Annotated in this window: 13 protein-coding genes; 5 read left to right on the top strand and 8 right to left on the bottom strand. The window is 73.0% G+C overall.

Features of this window, described 5'->3' with window-relative positions:
* Positions 1–190 precede the first annotated feature (190 nt).
* Complete coding sequence (locus F6W97_RS12905; RefSeq protein ID WP_230686649.1) at positions 191–613, top strand: NUDIX hydrolase; 423 nt, start codon at positions 191–193, stop codon at positions 611–613.
* Here the strand turns inward: F6W97_RS12905 and F6W97_RS12900 are convergent.
* Both F6W97_RS12900 and F6W97_RS12895 read right to left on the bottom strand, forming a co-directional pair.
* The gene (locus F6W97_RS12900) at positions 603–4589 is read right to left on the bottom strand and encodes an AAA domain-containing protein (protein WP_155370504.1); all 3987 of its coding nucleotides are present in this window, start codon (positions 4587–4589) and stop codon (positions 603–605) included. The two genes, F6W97_RS12905 and F6W97_RS12900, sit on opposite strands and share 11 nt — an antisense overlap.
* Positions 4590–4711: 122 nt before the next feature.
* Complete coding sequence (locus F6W97_RS12895) at positions 4712–5377, bottom strand: TetR/AcrR family transcriptional regulator (protein ID WP_155370503.1); 666 nt, start codon at positions 5375–5377, stop codon at positions 4712–4714.
* 48 nt (positions 5378–5425) lie between these two features.
* Here F6W97_RS12895 and F6W97_RS12890 point away from each other — a divergent pair, with 48 nt between their 5' ends.
* Together F6W97_RS12890 and F6W97_RS12885 are read left to right on the top strand one after the other, a co-directional pair.
* The gene (locus tag F6W97_RS12890; RefSeq protein ID WP_155370502.1) at positions 5426–6130 is read left to right on the top strand and encodes an ABC transporter ATP-binding protein; all 705 of its coding nucleotides are present in this window, start codon (positions 5426–5428) and stop codon (positions 6128–6130) included.
* Positions 6123–6860, top strand: coding sequence for an ABC transporter permease (locus tag F6W97_RS12885; protein WP_155370501.1), 738 nt, complete (start codon positions 6123–6125; stop codon positions 6858–6860). The genes F6W97_RS12890 and F6W97_RS12885 overlap by 8 nt, the downstream gene beginning before the upstream one ends.
* 58 nt (positions 6861–6918) lie before the next feature.
* On the opposite strand, the gene F6W97_RS12880 is transcribed toward F6W97_RS12885, so the two are convergent.
* The 3 genes from F6W97_RS12880 to F6W97_RS12870 form a co-directional block, all read right to left on the bottom strand.
* Positions 6919–8001 (bottom strand): DUF5925 domain-containing protein, encoded by a 1083-nt coding sequence (locus F6W97_RS12880; RefSeq protein ID WP_155370500.1) that lies wholly within the window; start codon positions 7999–8001, stop codon positions 6919–6921.
* 78 nt (positions 8002–8079) lie between these two features.
* The gene (locus F6W97_RS12875; protein WP_230686628.1) at positions 8080–9540 is read right to left on the bottom strand and encodes a PhoX family protein; all 1461 of its coding nucleotides are present in this window, start codon (positions 9538–9540) and stop codon (positions 8080–8082) included.
* Between the two features lie 88 nt (positions 9541–9628).
* Positions 9629–9967, bottom strand: coding sequence for a MazG-like family protein (locus F6W97_RS12870; protein WP_155370499.1), 339 nt, complete (start codon positions 9965–9967; stop codon positions 9629–9631).
* Between the two features lie 53 nt (positions 9968–10020).
* On the opposite strand from F6W97_RS12870, the gene F6W97_RS12865 reads away from it, so the two are divergent.
* Positions 10021–11148, top strand: a complete 1128-nt coding sequence (locus tag F6W97_RS12865; RefSeq protein WP_155370498.1) for a DNA polymerase III subunit beta — start codon at positions 10021–10023, stop codon at positions 11146–11148.
* 133 nt (positions 11149–11281) lie between these two features.
* Here the strand turns inward: F6W97_RS12865 and F6W97_RS12860 are convergent, their stop codons facing one another.
* The 3 genes from F6W97_RS12860 to F6W97_RS12850 all read right to left on the bottom strand — a co-directional run bounded on the left by F6W97_RS12860 (position 11282) and on the right by F6W97_RS12850 (position 13638).
* Entirely contained in the window at positions 11282–11830 is a 549-nt protein-coding gene (locus F6W97_RS12860; RefSeq protein ID WP_230686627.1) for an NUDIX hydrolase, read from the bottom strand.
* A 135-nt stretch (positions 11831–11965) separates the two neighbouring features.
* Complete coding sequence (locus F6W97_RS12855; protein ID WP_155370496.1) at positions 11966–12844, bottom strand: NUDIX domain-containing protein; 879 nt, start codon at positions 12842–12844, stop codon at positions 11966–11968.
* 11 nt (positions 12845–12855) lie between these two features.
* On the bottom strand, positions 12856–13638 hold the full coding sequence (locus F6W97_RS12850; protein ID WP_155370495.1) for a hypothetical protein: 783 nt from the start codon (positions 13636–13638) through the stop codon (positions 12856–12858).
* A 118-nt stretch (positions 13639–13756) separates the two neighbouring features.
* Here F6W97_RS12850 and lysX point away from each other — a divergent pair, with 118 nt between their 5' ends.
* Positions 13757–17068, top strand: coding sequence for a bifunctional lysylphosphatidylglycerol synthetase/lysine--tRNA ligase LysX (lysX, locus tag F6W97_RS12845; RefSeq protein ID WP_230686626.1), 3312 nt, complete (start codon positions 13757–13759; stop codon positions 17066–17068).
* Positions 17069–17075 lie beyond the last annotated feature (7 nt).

The following is a 17075-nucleotide window of genomic DNA, read 5'->3' as shown; positions in this document are numbered from 1 at the left end:
TCGTGGGGGCGTGGTGATCGCTGTTTCCGGTCAGGAAATGCGGGCAGGCCACACTTTCCGACCGGAAACCGCGATCAAGCCCGCCCAGATGTGGCAGGTGTGAGCTGGGAGAAGCGCTCTGCGTGGCGAATCAGCGGTTCGACCATCTGTGCGACCGCGCGAGAACATGGCAGGCTTTCTCAACGTGACGATGGTCAGGCAGTGGCAGCGGGTCTCGGCGTACGGGTTGGCGCGCGAGGGTGACACCGTGCTGCTCGTGCAGATCGGCCGCAGCGCCCACGGGGACCTCGGCAAGTGGATGCCGCCCGGCGGCACCATCGAGCACGGCGAGCACCCGGCCGAGACGGTGGTGCGCGAGTTCGCCGAGACCACGGGCCTGGAGGTGCGCGTCGACGCGCTGCTGGAGGTCGGCTCCGACCACCGTCAGCTGAACGGTGGCATCGACTTCCACGGCGTGTTCATGCTCTACGGCGTGACGGTGCTCGGCGGCGACCTGCGCCCGCAGCCCGACGGCATCATGGTCGAACCCAGCTGGCACTCGTCGGCCGAACTGGACCAGATCCCGATGCTCGACGCGGTGCGCGACGTGCTGCGCACCGCCGTCAAGAAGTAGCGCCGCCCTCGATCGTCTCGCGGCGGACCTGGCGCAGCGTCTCGGTGATGCGCGGCCCGCGGCGGGCGAAGCCCAGCTCCGTGGTGGCTTCGGCGACGACCTCGTCCTCGGTGCGGTTGAGGCCGTCGCTCTCGATCCAGCGGACCAGGTCCACCAGCGTCTGCCGCGGCACCTCGGTGATCTGCGTGGCCGGCGGCAGCTCGGGTTTGGGCAGGCTGCGCGGGGTCGCCGAGGGCAGCCGCAGGGTCACGCCCTCGGCGACGGTGTCCATCGGCAGCCCCGCCGACTCCGACACCGCGAGGTCGTACACGGCCCGTGCCTTGGCGATCTCGACCTCGCGCTGGCGCATCCAGTCGGTGGACCAGATCCGGTGGAAGCGCCAGCCCAGCCGTTCCAGGTGCTGCTGGCGCAGCCGGTCGCGGTCGCGCACCGTCGGCGAGGCGTGATAGGACGCCCCGTCGGCCTCGATCGCCAGCACCAGCCGCTCCGGGTCGTCGGGGTGGGTGGCCGCGAAGTCGATGCGGTGCCCGCCCACGCCGTGCTGCACCACCAGCGGGATGCCCGCCGCGGTGAGCTTGGCCAGCACGTCGGCCTCGAACGGGTTCAGCGCCGGGGAGGTCGTCGTAGCCAGGGTCTCGCGGCGGCCGCCGGAGGAGGCGTACGCGAGGAAGTCGCGCAGCATGACCGCGCCCTCGGCGCGCAGCCGCTGCGGATCCATGTCCAGGTGGGTGAACGAGCTGACCACGGTCATCCGGCGGCGGGCCCGGGTGATGGCCACGTTGAGCCGCCGGTGCCCGCCCTTGGTGTTCAACGGCCCGAAGCGGTAGAGCATCCGCCCGTCCAGGCCCTTCGGGTAGCCGATGGTCAGGATCACCGCGTCGCGCTCGTCGCCTTGCACCCGCTCGATGTTCTTGACGAAGAACGGCTCGTGCCCGTGCTCGGAGAAGTACGGCTCCAGCTCCGGGCGGGTGGCCAGGGCGCGGCGCAGCGCGGCGTCGACGCGCTCGGCGTGGGTGATGCCCATGGTGATGACGCCCAGCGACTCGGCGGGCCGCCCTGCTGCGTGCGCGAGGATCAGCTCCACCACCCGGCGCACCTCGGCGCTGCCGCTCTCGGCGGAGGCGTCCGGGTCGGCCTCGCCGGTGACCAGCACGTGGCTGATGCAGTCCCCGGCGTCCGCGCCCGGGAACGTGGTCAGCGCGTTGCCGTTCGGGGCGTACACGTGCCGGTCCGAGAACGCGATGAGCCGCTCGTCGCGGCTGCGGTAGTGCCAGGCCAGGTGCCGCACCTGCGGCAGTGGCAGGGTGTGCGCGAACGCCTGCAGCAGCGACTCGACGTCGTCGCCGAGCGCGGTGCCGTCGTCGGGGGTGTCGCTGTCGCCGTCGGCGCGCTGGAAGAAGTTCGTCGGCGGCAGCTGGTGCTCGTCGCCGGCCACCACGACCTGGCGGCCGCGCATGATCGCGGGCACCCCGTCGACCGGCTCGACCTGGCTGGCCTCGTCGAAGATGACCACGTCGAACAGCACCCGGGCCGGCAGCACCTGGCTGACCAGCAGCGGGCTCATCGCCCAGCACGGCTTGAGCGCGGTGAGCGCGTCCGGGGCCTGCTCGAACAGCCGCCGCACCGGCAGGTGCCGGGCCTTCTTGGCGGCCTCCCGGCGGACCAGTTGCTGCTGCTCGGGGAACTCGTCGAGCACCGCCATCAGGTTTCGGGCGGCCAGGTGCCGCACCCGCTGCGCGGCCGCGGTGATGTGCGCGGCGTCGGCGGTGTGGAACTCGGTCACCGCCGCGTGCAGGGCAGCCCCGTGGAACGCCGACAGGTGCTCGTCGGTGAAGCGCACGTGCTCCAGCACCGAACTGAGCCATGCGTGGTCGAACGCGGCCCCGGCACGGGCCGTGTCACCGCCGACGCCGCGGGCCGCCAGCTCGTCCAGCAGCCGCCGGGCGCGCCAGTCCACCAGGCCTGCGGCCAGCTCGTTGCGCCGGGCGGTGCGCAGCAGGTCGGCCTGGTCGCCGGCGAGCCGGTCCAGCTCCGGCTGCAGCAGGGTCAGGTCGTCGTTGTCGATCGGCACGTAGCCGCGCAGCGACTCCAGCGCGCCGGTGAACTCGGCGAACACCGCCAGCGAGGCGGCGGCCGACGGGCTGGTGCGCGGCGGCTGCCCGTCGCGGCTCACCACGCGCCAGCGGGCCAGCTCGTCGGCCGCGGCGACGGCGGCCTCGTGCAGCTCGGCGGTGCTGGGGCGGCCGGGCGCGATCCAGTGCGCCCGGATCTGCTTGAGCATCTTGCGCCGCTGCCAGAAGCCCATGCTGCCGCGCTCCGGGCCGGTCGCCGACGCGGTGATCCAGGCGGCGAGGTCGGCGGTGTAAGCCTCCGGCCGCAGCCGCCGCAGCGTGGTGTCCACCTCGGACAGCAGGGCGGCCATCTTCTGCGCCGAACTCAACGTGCCCGGCACGGACAGGCCCAGCTGCGCGGCCAGCGCGGTGAGCTGCTGACGGGCCGGAGCCAGCGTCGTCGCGGCCTGCCCGGCCAGCGTGTACGCCAGCTGCGCGGTGGTCCGGTCAGGCACGGTCGAGCGGACCCACGGTCCCGGGCCGGGCTCGGGGTCGAACGCGCCGAGCTGCGCCAGCTCCGTCACCGAGGCGCGCAGCCGCGCCGCGGTCGGGGCGTCGAGGCGGACCAGGTCGTCGCCGGACCAGCGCTGCGGAGTCATGTCCGCGGGGCTGACGCCCAGCAGCCGCGACTGCAGCTCGAACATGGACAGGCCCCACGGGTCGTGCCGGTGGTGCAGCGCCGCGTGGTGGCGCGACAGCGCGGCGCGCGTGTCGACCAGGCTGCGGTCGGTGTCCTCGGTGGTCGGCCGGGTCTCGTGCCGGGCCCGCTGCAGCCGCGAGTCCAGCGCGCGGGCCAGCTCGCGGCGGCTGCTCTGGTCGCCGTGCAGGTTCTGCACCAGGTCGTCGAGACCGACCTGGTTCAGCCGGTCGAGCACCGCGTCGATGGCGGCGCGCTTCTCCGCGACGAACAGGGCCGTGCGGCCCCGGGCCGCCAACGCCATGATCATGTTGGCGATGGTCTGGCTCTTGCCCGTCCCCGGCGGCCCCTTGACCACCAGGTGGTGCCCGGCGACCGCGGCGTTGACCGCGTAGCTCTGCGACGAGTCGGCGTCCAGCACCAGGAACTCGTCGCCCGGCAGCAGCCGGTCCGGCGCGTCGGGTTCGACCGGGGCGGTGGCGTACAGCTCGCTCAGCGCCCGCGGGTCGCCCGCCAGCGCGGCGATCACCTCGCTGCTCTCCAGCAGCTCGCTGTGCTCGGTGATGTCGGCGACCATGGGCAGCTTCTCGTACAGGAACGTGCCCACCAGCAGCTCCGGGCTGACCGTGAAGCCGCGCACGTCCTGCGCCGCCTTGGCCAGCTGCTCGAACAGCGGCAGCGGATCGTAGGGGCCCTCCGGCAGCGCGTCGAGCAGCGTCTCCGGGTCGAGGTCGAGGCGGTGCTCCTTGAACAGCTTGAACAGCAGCACCGGGTTGACCGTCGGCTCCGGATCGAGCGTCAGCGCGAAGTCGGTCTCGGCCGCCGACGTGGTCCGCACCGTCAGCCGGTGCAGCAGCACCGGCGAGCGCGGCGTGCGATCCGACTCCCACCAGCTCGCGATCCCGCTGGCCAGGTAGCCGACGTCGACGCCGCGCTCCTCGGCGAGCGTGCGCATCCGGGTCCGGATGGTCCGCGCCCGGCGCATCGCATCGGCATGCGCGACGTCGTCCGGAAACAGCTGACGCAGCGTCACGGTGCGCCCGGCCGTCAGCGCCGTCACCGCCACCGGTTGCGCGGTGTCCAACCGCAGCGTGCCGGCCCGCAGATCGCGGTAGTACGCCAGCTGGTTGCGCCCGGAGTCGTCCACCAGCGCATCCGCCCACCGCCTGGTGGCGAGCGCGACATGGGACGGCTGCGGTTGCTGCGGGACGCTCTCCGACACGGTCACGGCCCAACGATGGCAGACTCGCGCACCCCCGCCAAGCACCCTTGGGAAAGGAGGGGCACCTTCATATCGCTATTCGTAGAGGAAGGGCACCTTCCTAACGCTCGGTGAGCTGGAACGGCGTGTCAGTGGTTGGACAGTCGACGAGCGGATTCCGCCGACGGGACGTGGCCCGTGATGACGTGCATCAGGTCGTCGAGGCCTGCGGCGAACTCGGCATCCCAGTCGGGGGGCTGTGCCAGTACCCCCGAAAGCTCTTGATGTGCGGGCGCCGCGCCACCGGCGGCCGTGGCCCGTGCGTGCCGGCGTGGATCGGCCGGCGCGAAGCGGCCGGTGATCTCGCCGATCGCGTAGCCGAGCACGTAGGTCGAGACCAGCCGCTCCAGCCGGGGCACCTGCGCCGCGGGCACGCCCGCGTCCAGCAGCGCCCGGTAGAGCGCGTCCACCAGGCGCACCGCGTCCGGTGTGACGGCGGGGCGCGACAGCAGCAGGGGATAGGCGGCGGGGTGCCGGTGGGCGAGTGCGCGGCCCGCGTGGGCGATGGCGCGCAACCGCTCGTGCCACGGCCCGGCCGTGCGCGCGGCGGGCAGCAGTTCGGCCAGCAGCAGGTCGACCAGGCCGTCGAGCAGCGCGTCCTTGTTGCCGACGTGGGGATACAGCGCCATCGGCGTCACGCCGACCCTTGCCGCGACCGCGCGCATGGACAGCGCGTCCAGGCCGCGTTCGTCGGCCAGCGCCAGCGCGGCGGTCAGGATCTCCCGCCGCCGGGCCTCGACACCCTGTTCCGCCATGCTCTACAGTGTAGATCTATACAGCGTAGATCACAAAGGAGGCGCGGGGTGCTGCACGCGTCGGGGGTGCGCAAGGCGTACGGCCCGGTCACCGCCCTCGACGGCTTCGACCTCACCCTCGCGCCCGGCGAGATCTGCGGCCTGATCGGCCACAACGGCGCGGGCAAGAGCACCTTCGTGGAGATCGTCACGGGGCTGACCCGCCCGGACGAGGGCACGGTGACCGTGGGCGGCCTGCCGCCGGCCCGCGCCCGCCACCTGATCGGCGTCGCCCCGCAGGAGATCGCGCTGTACCTGTCCGTGACCGTCGAACGCAACCTGCGCCTGTTCGGGGCGCTCGCCGGGCTGCGCGGCCGCGCCCTGCGGCAGGCGGTCGACGACACCACGCAGGCGCTCGGCCTCACCGACGTGCTGCGCCGGCCCGTCGGGCTGCTCTCCGGCGGACAGCGCCGGCGCGCCCAGGCCGCGACCGCGATGCTGCACCGCCCCGCGCTGCTGCTGCTCGACGAGCCCACCACCGGCGCCGACCCCGGCACCCGCGCCGCACTGCTCCAACTCGTACGCGCCCACGCCGCCGACGGCGCGGCCGTGCTGTACACGACCCACTACCTGCCCGAGCTGGCCGACCTCGGGGCCACGCTCGCGGTCTGCCGGGCCGGGCGGGTCATCAGCCGCGGCAGCCAGGGCGAGCTGCTCGCCGGGCACGAGACCCTCGACGACCTCTACCACGCCCTGGCGGCCGACCATGCGTAGCCTCGCCCTCGTCCGGATCAACCTGGCCCTGCTGGCGGCCGAGCCCGGCGCGGTGATCAGCCGCATCGGCATGCCGCTCGTGATGATCACCGTGCTGCGCCCGCTCTACCGCGCCGCCATCGGCGACCAGGGCACCACCCACGCGGTCACCGGCATGCTGGTGCTGTTCTCGCTGCTGGGGCTGTCCATCGTCGGCGGCTCGCTGCTCACCGAGCGCTCCTGGCACACCCTGGACCGGCTGCGGGCCACGCCCGCGTCGGCGTGGCAGATCCTGGCCGGAAAGGCGGTCGCGCTCGGCGGGGTGCTGCTGGCGCAGCAGGCGGTGGTGCTCGGGTACGGCGTCGTCGCGCTCGGCCTGCGGGTGGCCCGCCCGGACCTGCTCGCGCTGGCGGGGCTGGCCTGGGCGGTCACGCTGCTGCTGCTCGGCGCCGCCGCGGCGGTGACGGTACGCAGCCACAGCGAGCTCGGCGCGGTCAACGACCTCGGCGCGCTGCTGCTGTCCACGCTCGGCGGCGCGATGGTGCCACTGTCGCTGCTGCCCGGCTGGGCGCGGACGATCGCGCCCGCGTCGCCGGGATACTGGGCGCTGCGGGCGCTGTCCGGCGCGACGGCCGGTGACACGGGCGCCGTGCTGCGCGGCGTCGGTGTGCTGCTGCTCGTCGCGCTCGCCGCAGGCCTGTACGCCGCCTGGCGCATGAACCGCGGCTGGGGCCGCAGCCGCCTGCTCTGAACCCGGCCCCACGCGGCGGCCGGCGTCTATGCAGGGCGCGGCTCGTGACACCCCTGGATCACAGGTAGCAGCCGGTGGAGGGTTCGGGCGTGAGCTGGACCAGGTCGCGGTCGCCGCGCTGGATGGCGAACAGCTCCGCCAGCGTGGCGCCGGACGAGCTGAGGCCCACCGTGCTGCCCAGCCAGGCGCTCGCCTGCGCGAAGGGCAGCGGACCCACCTCGATCTGGGCCAGGCAGCGGCCGGGGCGGACCACGGCGGGGTGCAGCTTGTTGAGCGGTTCGTTGGTGGTCAGGCCCACGAGCACGTCCCGCCCCTGGGCGAGCAGGCCGTCGGTCAGATTGAGCAGGCGTGACAGCGCCTGGCCGCTGGACGCCTTCGCCGCTGACGAGATCAGCTCGTCGCAGTCCTCGACCAGCAGCAGCCGCCAGCGGCGCTCCTCCTGCTCGTCGTCGCCGATGGCCACCTCCATCAGGTAGCTGGAGTCGTGGAACAGGTGCTCCGGGTCGAGCACGCAGTCGACCTGGCACCACGACGACCATGCGCGCGCGAGCGCGCGCAGCGCGGTGGTCTTGCCGGTGCCGGGCACGCCGTGCAGCAGCAGCAGGCGGCCGCTGATCGAGTCCGGGGTGAGCGTCATCAGGCGCTCCAGCGAGCCGGCGACGTCGGCGGAGTAGTTGTCCCGGATCGCGTCCCACGACGGTGTGGTGATCGGCCGGGTGCTGCGCTGCGCGCCGCGCTTGGCCGAGTGGTGCCAGAAGCCCATCGGCACCGTGTCGGCGCGCTCGACGTGGTCCTCCCGCGCGTTGCGCGTGGCGGCGTCGAGGATGCGCAGCGCCAGCTCCTCGGTGGTCGCGGTGACGGTGACCTCGGCGACGCCGCCGCGCCAGCGCGCGGCGCGCAGCGTCCAGCCGTCGCCTGCGGCGAGGTGGCTGCGCAGGCCGTCGTCCGTGGCCACGCGCAGCACTCGCCCCTCCTGTGGCAGCAGGTCGGCGTCCTTGCGGACGCGGGGCAGGCGGGCGGTGTGGGCGTACGGCTGCTCGCCCGTGCTGAACGGGGCGAGGATCATCGCGTCGACGACGTCCCGAGGAGTGTCGGAGTCATCAAGGGTGAGGTTGGTCGACAGCTGTGGCAGAGTGCCCATACGTCGATGATCTCGCAATTGGACCTGCGCACATAGCAGTTTTCCAGCCCTGCCGCCGGGGCTGAGCGTGCGCCGCGCTCAGATTCCGAGTTTCGCCCACGGCCCCCAGATCGCGAAGGTCATCCCGTGGATCGCCAGCACGTTCACGAACAGCGTGTGGCCGTCCGGGCTGAACGCGCAGCCGGCGAACTCGTCGGCCTCGCGGGACACTCCGGCGCGGTTGGTCAGGCGGTTGAGCGCGATGTCCAGCACCTGCCCGTGCCGGGTGAGCCCGCGTACGTAGTTGTTGTTCGCGCCGTCCTCGCACAGGATGAGCGTGCCGTTGGGGCTGGTGGTGATGTTGTCCGGGAAGTCCAGTCCGTCGACCGCCGGCGCCTGGTACACCAGCCGCAGCACCTCCTCCGCGCAGTGGTACGCCCAGATCTGCCCGTGGCCGTTGCCGTAGCCGCTGTCGAAGGGCCCCTCGTCCTTCTCCGGCCGGCCGCCGCCCTGCGTGGAGGTGAAGAACACGACGCCCTGCCGGAACGTCGAGCCCTCCAGGCGCGAGAACAGCGCAGCCCCGCCGTCGCGGCCCTGGTCGCCCACGTGGCGCAGCGCCTTGTGCTCGCTGGTCGGCGCGGGCACGCCCGCGGTGTACGCGAAGCGCGGCGCCGGGTCGTCGATGTCGACCCAGGTCACCGGGAAGACCGCGCCGGGCTCCTGGGCGGCCGCGAGGTCCAGGCGCGGGCGGCCCTTCACCGCGAGCGCCTGCAGCCTGCCGCCGTCGGCGATGCCCCGCCCGTCCGCGCGTTGCGGGTCCGGCGCACGCGGCGGCAGGTAGCGGTAGAAGCAGCTGGCGAAGGCGAAGTTGTCCTCGGTGAGGTAGAGCGCGCCGCCGCCGGGGTCGTACGCCACCGACTCGTGCGCGAAGCGGCCCGCCGAAGTGATCGGCTCCGGGTCCACCGCGCCCTGGGCGGGCACCTCGAAGATGAAGCCGTGCCGCTCCTTGAGCAGGTAGTTGCCCAGGCCCGCCACGTCCGGGCCGTGCACGGTCTCCTCGCAGCTGATCCACGTGCCCCACGGCATCCGCCCGCCGCAGCAGTTGGTGTGCGTGCCGCTCAGGCTCGTGTGCGAGCGCACCACCTCGCCGTACCGGGTGACCTCGATAGTCGTGGCGCCGCCGCAGGCCGCCGGGTCGTAGGTGACGTTGCCGGGCCCGAACGCCTGTCCGGTGATCTTGACTTCGTGGTTGCGTACCAGGATGGTGTTGCCGCCGGGGGCCTGGAACGCGCCCATGCCGTCGTGGCTGCCCGGCAGCCTGCTGCCGTCGTCGAGCACGACGGGCCACTCGGTGTCGTGAAAGGAGCGGTAGGCGAAGCCGTCCGGCACCCACAGGCGCGGCACCCCGTCCCGCAGGTCGGCCACGGGTGCGAGCTTGATCCGGGTGGGCGGCTGCGGGGCGCTCTGGCGGGCCAGGAACCCGCTGAAGGGACCGGCGGCGAACAGCCCGCCCGCCACGGCCGCGCCGCCGAGCAGCGAACGCCGTTTGATCACCATCATCGGGCTCACTTCCGTGCGTCGAGGGAGCTACGGAGGTGCAACGAGCGAACCGCCCGCATGATCACGCATCGACGGTGGGCGGCGGTCCTTACGTGGCCTGGGCGGTGCGCTGCTGGTGGGCGGCCATCCGGTCGAGCACCGTCGCCGCCTTGGCCGACAGCACCTCGGCCGGGTCGAAGCCCAGGCTGCGGATCGCGACGAAGGACGCCAGCGCGACGTCGGCCAGCTCGTCGGCGACGTCGCGGGGGGAGTGCGTGACACCCTTGCGCGGGTTCTGCCCCTGCACGCCGATCCAGGCGCTGGCGGCCTCGCCCGCCTCCTCGGTCACCTTGAGGATGCGCATGGTCTGCTGCTGCGGTCCGCTGCCGTGGTGCGCGTCCAGCCACCCCACCGCCGCGTCCACCGCCCGCCGGGTCGTCTCGTCCACCGGCGCACCCTACCCGCCCGACCGTGTCGTACCCCGTGGTTAGCGTGCGGGGCATGTCGTTGGATGTGAGTGTCGGGGCGGGGTCGCTGGCCGAGGCGGCGGCGCAGTTGCTGCGGCTGCTGCCGGTGCGGGCGCACCAGCCCGGGCTGGCCGGGGTGCTGCTGAGGGCTGACGCCGAAGGTCTGGAGCTGGCCGCGTCTGACGGTGAGGCGTGGGCCCAGGTGCGGGTGCCCGCCACCGCGCACACCGACGGTGAGGCGGTGGTGTCGCGGCGCGCGCTGGCCGACACGGTGGCCACGCTGGACGCCCCGCAGCTGCGCCTGTGCACCGAGGGCGCGCGCCTGGCGGTGCGCACCGACCGGGCCCGCTTCGCGCTGCCCCGGCTCGACCTCGACACGTTCCCGCGGCCGCCGCACGTGCCCGCGGCGCTGGGCACCCTCAGCGGCGCGGACTGGCGGGCCGCCGCCGCGGTCGCCGGCGCCGCCTCCCGCGAGGACGCGCTGCCGCTGTTCACCGCGGTGCGCATGCGCTCGGCCGGCGCGGTGGTCTCCATGCTGGCCACGGACCGCTTCCGGCTGGCCGCGGCGCGTCCGGCCTGGCAGCCGGAGCCGGGCGCGGAGCTGGACGTGCTGATCCCGGCCGCGCTGGTGACCGAGCTGGGCCGGCAGGCGGGCAGATCAGCCGAGGTGACCCTGCATGCGCAGGAGGGCCGGTTCGCGCTGTCCTGGCCCGGCTGGACCGTCGGCACCGCCTCCCTCGCGGTGGCCTTCCCCGACCGGCAGCTGGATCAGCTGCTGGCCGCGCAGCCGGAGGCGACGGTGCGGGTGGACGCCGACGAGCTGGCCGCCGCCGTCGCCCGCGCGGCGCACTACGCCGGGCCGCGCGGCGCGGTCACCCTGGAACTCGGCGACGGCGAGCTGTGCGTGCGCAGCAGCGACCCGCTGGCGGGGGAGTCGTCCGAAACGCTCAAGGCCGACCTGCTGGGCGACCGGCTGACCCGGCAGTACCAGGCCCGCTACCTGCTCGACGCGCTGCGCCCGTTCGCGGGCCGGCAGGCGCGCCTGGAGATCCAGTCGGCGCTGCGGCCCACCGCGTTCACCGCGGTGTCGCCCGAACCGGGCGTCGACCTGCGCTACCTCGTCGTGCCCCTGCGCCCGTCGGACGCCGCCGACCGCGCCTGACCCAGCTCCTCCCACCACCACCCCGCCCGAGCCCACGCATCACCGCCCCGTCCGGCCCGCAGTTTCGGGGAAACCGCGGGCAATGAGGTGCTGTCACGTGCACTTTCACCGAAACTGGCAGCGCCGGGACAGGTCACAGCGGCGTCGCGGTGCCCGCGGCGCGCTGTTCGGTGGCGAGGGTGACGAGCTCGGGATACCAGGGGCCGTCGGTGAGGAGCAGGCGGCGGGCCTCGTCGAAGGAGTGGGCGCGTACCTCCAGCACGGTCTCGCCGTCGTCGGGGTTGTCCGGCGCGCCCTCGATGCTCACCTCGGCGAAGCACCACAGCCAGGCCATCTCGGGATGCGGCTGATGCGGGCGGTACGGCGCGGCCCGGTCGGACACCGCATGGTGCGCGCCGATCACGTGCAGCGGGCCGCGCAGCACCGCCCCGGCCTCCTCGCGCAGCTCGCGGGCGGCGCACTCGGTGACGGTCTCGTCGGGCTCGCGGGTGCCGCCGGGCAGGAACCACACGTCCCGCCCGTCGCGGCAGAGCACGATCCGGTCGCCGTCGAAGCCGACGACGTGCACGTTGGTGACGAGGTGGTCCGCGGGCGCGGTGGTCGAGAACCGGCAGTCGACGCCGGCCCACTCCCAGCGCTGCGGGGCGAACAGCAACGGAAAACGGTCATGAGGGGACGCCACGGCCCGGATCGTAGCGCACCCAGCCATCTCGGCGACCCGGCCGGACTGGCCGGCGGCCGGTCAGGACAGCGGCCCTTGCGGCGGTCAAGACAGCGGCCCCCTGGCAGCCGTTCGGACAGCGGCCCCGGCGGCCCGTCAGGACAGCGGATTGGCGGCGGGCACGGTGAGCAGGTCGAGGAAGGCATGCTGGGTGTTGCCGGTGTCGCGCAGCAGTTCACGGGCCTTGGCGACGGGGATGAAGCGGCAGGTGACGACCAGTCCGGTGTCCCAGACGCCGGGGTCGCCGATGACGGTGTGCGGCCACTGGTCGCGCTCGTCGTCGGCGCGCAGGTGGAAGTAGACGTTCAGGTAGGGCCGGCGGGTGTCGGCGAAGCGGCCGCTCTGCACACCCACGACGCTGAGCACGGCCAGCGGGCCGGTCACCCCGGTCTCCTCGAAGGTCTCCCGGATCATGGCGTCGTTGAGCAGCTCGCCGCGTTCGACGCCGCCGCCGGGCAGGTGCGTGCCGGGGGTGCTCGGATACTCGAAGACCAGCAGTTCCAGCGCGTCGTTCGCACCGCGGGTGACGTAGCCGGTGACGCGCACCCGGGTGGGCCGGTGCGCGCCGACGCCGCTGACCGCGACGAACAGCCCGACCTGCACCAGCGTGACGAGCACCGCGCCGACCGCCCACCACAGGGGGAAGTCGCCGAACACCGACGCGAGGACCAGGCCCAGCCCGAGGCCGCCCGCGATCGGCGCGGTCACCTGCCACCACAGCGGCGTGGCGGCCAGCCGGCGGCGGTCGCGCCAGATCCACCACCAGGCCAGCGCGGACCCGGCCAGGGCCAGCACCGCGCCGACGGTGTCGAGCAGGCCGGGGCCGTGCGCGTCGCTGAACGAGAACATGCGGGGGCCGTCGTCGGGCAGGGCCAGCAGCAGACCGCCCAGCAGGGTGCAGATCGCCCAGGCGGCGATGACGTGAGCACGGCGCACCTTGGGCTGCTCCTCCACTGACGACGGTGGTTGCACCATATCGGCCCGCCTCACCGTTGTGGGGGAGCGTCGTGGCGTCCGGCCAGCAGGTCCTGGAACCAGATCTTCGCCTTGATCACGGGACGCCGCAGCTGCACCTCCCGCCAGGTCGACCTGGTCAGCTTCGCGGCGGCCTTCGGGGTGGGCCTGGTGTAGCGCCAGCGGGCCCAGGGGGAGTGCGGGCGGGCCAGCCGGATCGCGCCGACGATCAGCAGCACCGGGATGAACAGGCCGATCAGCCCGGTCCAGATCTTGCCCTTGACCAGGGTGAGCAGCACCAGCCCGAGGTGGGTGGAGGCGATCGCGGCGGCGATGGCCCAGCCGATGCCGCCCGCCGCGGCGGCGGCCAGGATCAGCGTGTCGATCCCGGCCGGGCGTATGCCGAGCACCAGCAGCCCGGTCACGGCGACCGCGACGAACACCGCGTCGATCGAGGTGCGGCCCTTCTCCGACCAGTACACGTCCTCCAGGTGCAGGATCAGCGCGAACTCGTCCAGCACCAGGGCCGAGCCGATGCCGAACAGCGCGGCGAGGACCGACCGCCAGAACACGTAGTCGTCCGGCACGATCAGCGCCGCCACCCCGGCCACCAGCATGAACACCACGCCGAAGACGACGTGGTGGATGTGTAGCCCACCGCCGGGGGTGACGTTGCCGGGCCACCACTTCACCTGCGCCCGGATCATGCGCACCGAGAACCGGATGAAGGCGAACCCGAAGATCACCCCGGCGAAGAAGCAGAACAGCGGCAGCCGGCCGGTCTCCACGACCGTGCGGTGGAACCAGTCGGACACCGTCCCACCCCCGCCCCTATACCTGAGCTTTCATCGTATTTGCTGCGTTAAGTCTAGTGAGTGCCATATGTTCGTGTTGACGGCCTGGATCTTTCGTCGACGCGAGACGAGGTGGCACGTGGCTCCAGCTGCTGCGGACGCGGCGACCCGCGCGAAACGCGACTGGCGGGAATCGGTGCCCCGCGTCCTCGCCATCCTGATCGCCTGCATCGCGCTGATCAGCGCGCTGGCCGCGATCGGCGGCGCGATCGGGCACAGCACCCAGCCGGTGCGCCGCGTCCTGGACGACGTGCTGATCCCGGTCCCGGCGAACCTCGCGTACGCGGCGTTCATGGCGGTTCTCGCCGCGGCGACCGCACGGCGCAAGCGGATCGCCTGGTGGACCATGATCGTCTACCTGGTCATCGACGTCGGGTCGAGCGTGCTCGCGCTCGGCGTCATCACGCTGGTGCCCGAGGGCGAGCTGGTCGACGACGCCGGAGTGCCGTTGTTCAGCGGCTGGGGCCGGGTGGCCACCAGCATCGCCGTGCTCGTCGGCGTCGCGGCGCTGGTCATCCTGTTCCTGGCCCGCAAGCAGTTCTACGCCCGGATCCGCAAGGGCGCGGTGTGGAAGGCCCTGGCCGTCTTCGCGGGCGTCGCCGCGGTCGGCATCGGCCTGGGTTACAGCCTGGTCGCCGCGTTCCCCGGCACGCTCGGCGCGGACGCCGGAGAGCAGCTCGCGTACGCGGCGGAGAAGGTGCTCGGCGGCGCGTTCGAGTTCGACGTGACCCGCGACGGGGCGGCGCCCGGCTGGGTCAACTTCGTGCTCGGGCTGTTCGGCGCGATCGCGGTGTTCGCGGCACTGTTCACGCTGCTGCGCTCGCAGCAGGTCAACTCGGTGCTGGCGCCCGCCGACGAGGTGAAGGTGCGCGGCCTGCTGGACCACTACGGCGAGCGCGACTCGCTGGGCTACTTCGCCACCCGCCGGGACAAGCTGGCGACCTTCTCGCCGAGCGGCAAGGCGGCCGTCACCTACCGCCCGGTCAACGGGGTCAGCCTGGCCAGTGGCGATCCGATCGGCGACCCGGAGGCCTGGGGCCAGGCCATCGAGGCGTGGCTGGTGGAGGCGCGCAGCTACGCCTGGACCCCGGCGGCCATGGGCGCGAGCGAGGAGGGCGCGACCGCGTACCACAAGGCCGGGTTGAAGGTCCTGGAGCTGGGCGACGAGGCGATCCTGCTGACCGACCGGTACTCCCTGGAAGGCCGGGAGATGCGCCAGGTGCGCCAGGCCGTCAACCGGGTCGAGCGGGCCGGTTACACCTCGACGGTGCGCCGGCACGCCGAGATCCCGCCCGACGAGATGAAGGAGATCGCCGAGCTGGCCACCCGGTGGCGCGACACCGACAGCGAACGCGGCTTCTCCATGGCGCTGGGCCGCATCGGCGACCCCAACGACGGGCAGTGCGTGCTGGTCGAGGCCCGCGACCGCGACGGCGTCGTGCGCTCGATGCTGTCGTTCTCCCCGTGGGGCCGCCGCGGTCTGTCGCTGGACCTGATGCGCCGCGACCACGAGGCCGAGAACGGCGTCATGGAGTTCATGGTCACCGCGCTCATGAACGCCGCGCCCAAGCTGGGCGTGGAGCGGGTCTCGCTGAACTTCGCGGTGTTCCGGGCCGTGTTCGAGGAGGGCGGCCGCATCGGCGCGGGGCCGGTCCTGCGGCTGTGGCGGCGGGTGCTGATGTTCTTCTCCAAGTGGTGGCAGCTGGAGCAGCTGTACCGGTCGAACATCAAGTACCAGCCCGAGTGGGTGCCGCGCTACCTGTGCTTCGGTGAGCGGCGCGACCTGGCCAAGGTCGGCCTGGCCTCGGCGATCGCCGAGGGCTTCCTGACCGTGCCGGGCACCCCGGTCGCCGCGCTGGACGCGACCGCCGCGCCCGTGCTGGAGGGCCTGCCCGCGCCCGTGGAACCGGCCGCGCTGGCCGCCGCAGCGGCCGACGAGAGCGTCAACGAGCAGATGGCGGTACGCCTGGCCAAGCTCGAACGGCTGCGCGCCGACGGTGTCGACCCGTACCCGGTGGGCTTCCATCCGACCGCGACCTGCGGGCAGATCCGCGAGCGGCACCGCGCGACGCCCGCCGACACGCGCACCGGGGACCAGGTGAAGGTCGCCGGCCGGGTGATGCTGCAGCGCGACCACGGCCACCTCGCGTTCGCGACCATCCGGGACTGGAGCGGCGACCTGCAGCTCATGCTCGACCGCGACGTAGCGGCGTGGACCGAGACCGTCGACATCGGCGACCACGTCGGCGTCACCGGCGAGGTCGTCACCACCAGGCGCGGCGAGCTGTCGGTGCACGTGGACACCTGGGAGATCACCGGCAAGTGCCTGCGCCCGCTGCCGGACAAGCACAGCGGCCTGAGCGACCCGGAGGCCAAGGTCCGCCAGCGCTACCTCGATCTGATCACCAGCAGCACGGCCCGCGACCTGCTGCGGGCGCGCAGCGCGGCGGTGCACAGCCTGCGCCAGTCGTTCAGCGACCGCGGCTTCATCGAGGTGGAGACACCGATCCTGCAGCGTATCCACGGCGGCGCCAACGCCCGCCCGTTCACCACCCACATCAACGCCTACGACCTGCGCCTCTACCTGCGCATCGCGCCCGAGCTGTATCTGAAGCGGCTGGCCGTCGGGGGCGTGGAGAAGGTGTTCGAGCTGGGCCGCACCTTCCGCAACGAGGGCGTGGACTACAAGCACAATCCCGAGTTCTCCATGCTGGAGGCGTATCAGGCCTATGCCGACTACGACTCGATGCTGACGCTGACCCGCGAGGTCGTGCAGTCCGCGGCACGGGCCGCCAACGGCGAATGCGTGATCATGCATGACGGCCAGCCGCACGACGTGTCGGGGGACTGGACGGTGCGCACCGTCGACGAGGCGATCTCGTCCGCGCTCGGCGAGGAGATCACCGCCGACACCGACGTGGAGAAGCTGCGCAAACTCTGCGACGACGCGAAGATCCCGTACGACCCGAAGTGGGGCCGCGGCGCGGTGGTGCTGGAGATGTACGAGCGCCTGGTCGAGGAGAAGACCGTCCTGCCGACGTTCTACAAGGACTTCCCGACCGACGTGTCCCCGCTGACTAGGCAGAGCCGCGTGGACGCGCGGCTGGCCGAGCGCTGGGACCTGGTCGCCTTCGGCACCGAGCTGGGCACCGCGTACTCCGAGCTGACCGACCCGATCGAGCAGCGCCGCCGGCTCACCGAGCAGTCGCTGCTGGCGGCGGGCGGCGACCCGGAGGCGATGGAGCTGGACGAGGACTTCCTGCAGGCGCTCGAGTACGCCATGCCGCCCACCGGCGGTCTCGGCATCGGCGTCGACCGGCTGGTCATGCTGCTCACCGGACGGTCCATCCGGGAGACGCTGCCGTTCCCGCTGGTCCGCGGAGCACGCTGAAGACCAT

This window comes from Catellatospora vulcania (assembly GCF_009720385.1).
Classification (GTDB): domain Bacteria; phylum Actinomycetota; class Actinomycetes; order Mycobacteriales; family Micromonosporaceae; genus Catellatospora; species Catellatospora vulcania.
The sequence above is the reverse complement of the archived record's forward strand: the minus strand, read 5'-3'. Positions and strand labels throughout refer to the sequence as shown.

What these genes read in the sequence shown, in the direction of transcription:
- F6W97_RS12905 (WP_230686649.1), top strand. Translation starts at nt 191, where the DNA reads ATGGTCAGGCAGTGGCAGCGGGTCTCGGCGTACGGGTTGGCGCGCGAG.
- F6W97_RS12895 (WP_155370503.1), bottom strand. Translation starts at nt 5,377, where the DNA reads ATGGCGGAACAGGGTGTCGAGGCCCGGCGGCGGGAGATCCTGACCGCC.
- F6W97_RS12885 (WP_155370501.1), top strand. Translation starts at nt 6,123, where the DNA reads ATGCGTAGCCTCGCCCTCGTCCGGATCAACCTGGCCCTGCTGGCGGCC.
- F6W97_RS12880 (WP_155370500.1), bottom strand. Translation starts at nt 8,001, where the DNA reads ATGGGCACTCTGCCACAGCTGTCGACCAACCTCACCCTTGATGACTCC.
- F6W97_RS12875 (WP_230686628.1), bottom strand. Translation starts at nt 9,540, where the DNA reads ATGATGGTGATCAAACGGCGTTCGCTGCTCGGCGGCGCGGCCGTGGCG.
- F6W97_RS12865 (WP_155370498.1), top strand. Translation starts at nt 10,021, where the DNA reads ATGTCGTTGGATGTGAGTGTCGGGGCGGGGTCGCTGGCCGAGGCGGCG.
- F6W97_RS12855 (WP_155370496.1), bottom strand. Translation starts at nt 12,844, where the DNA reads ATGGTGCAACCACCGTCGTCAGTGGAGGAGCAGCCCAAGGTGCGCCGT.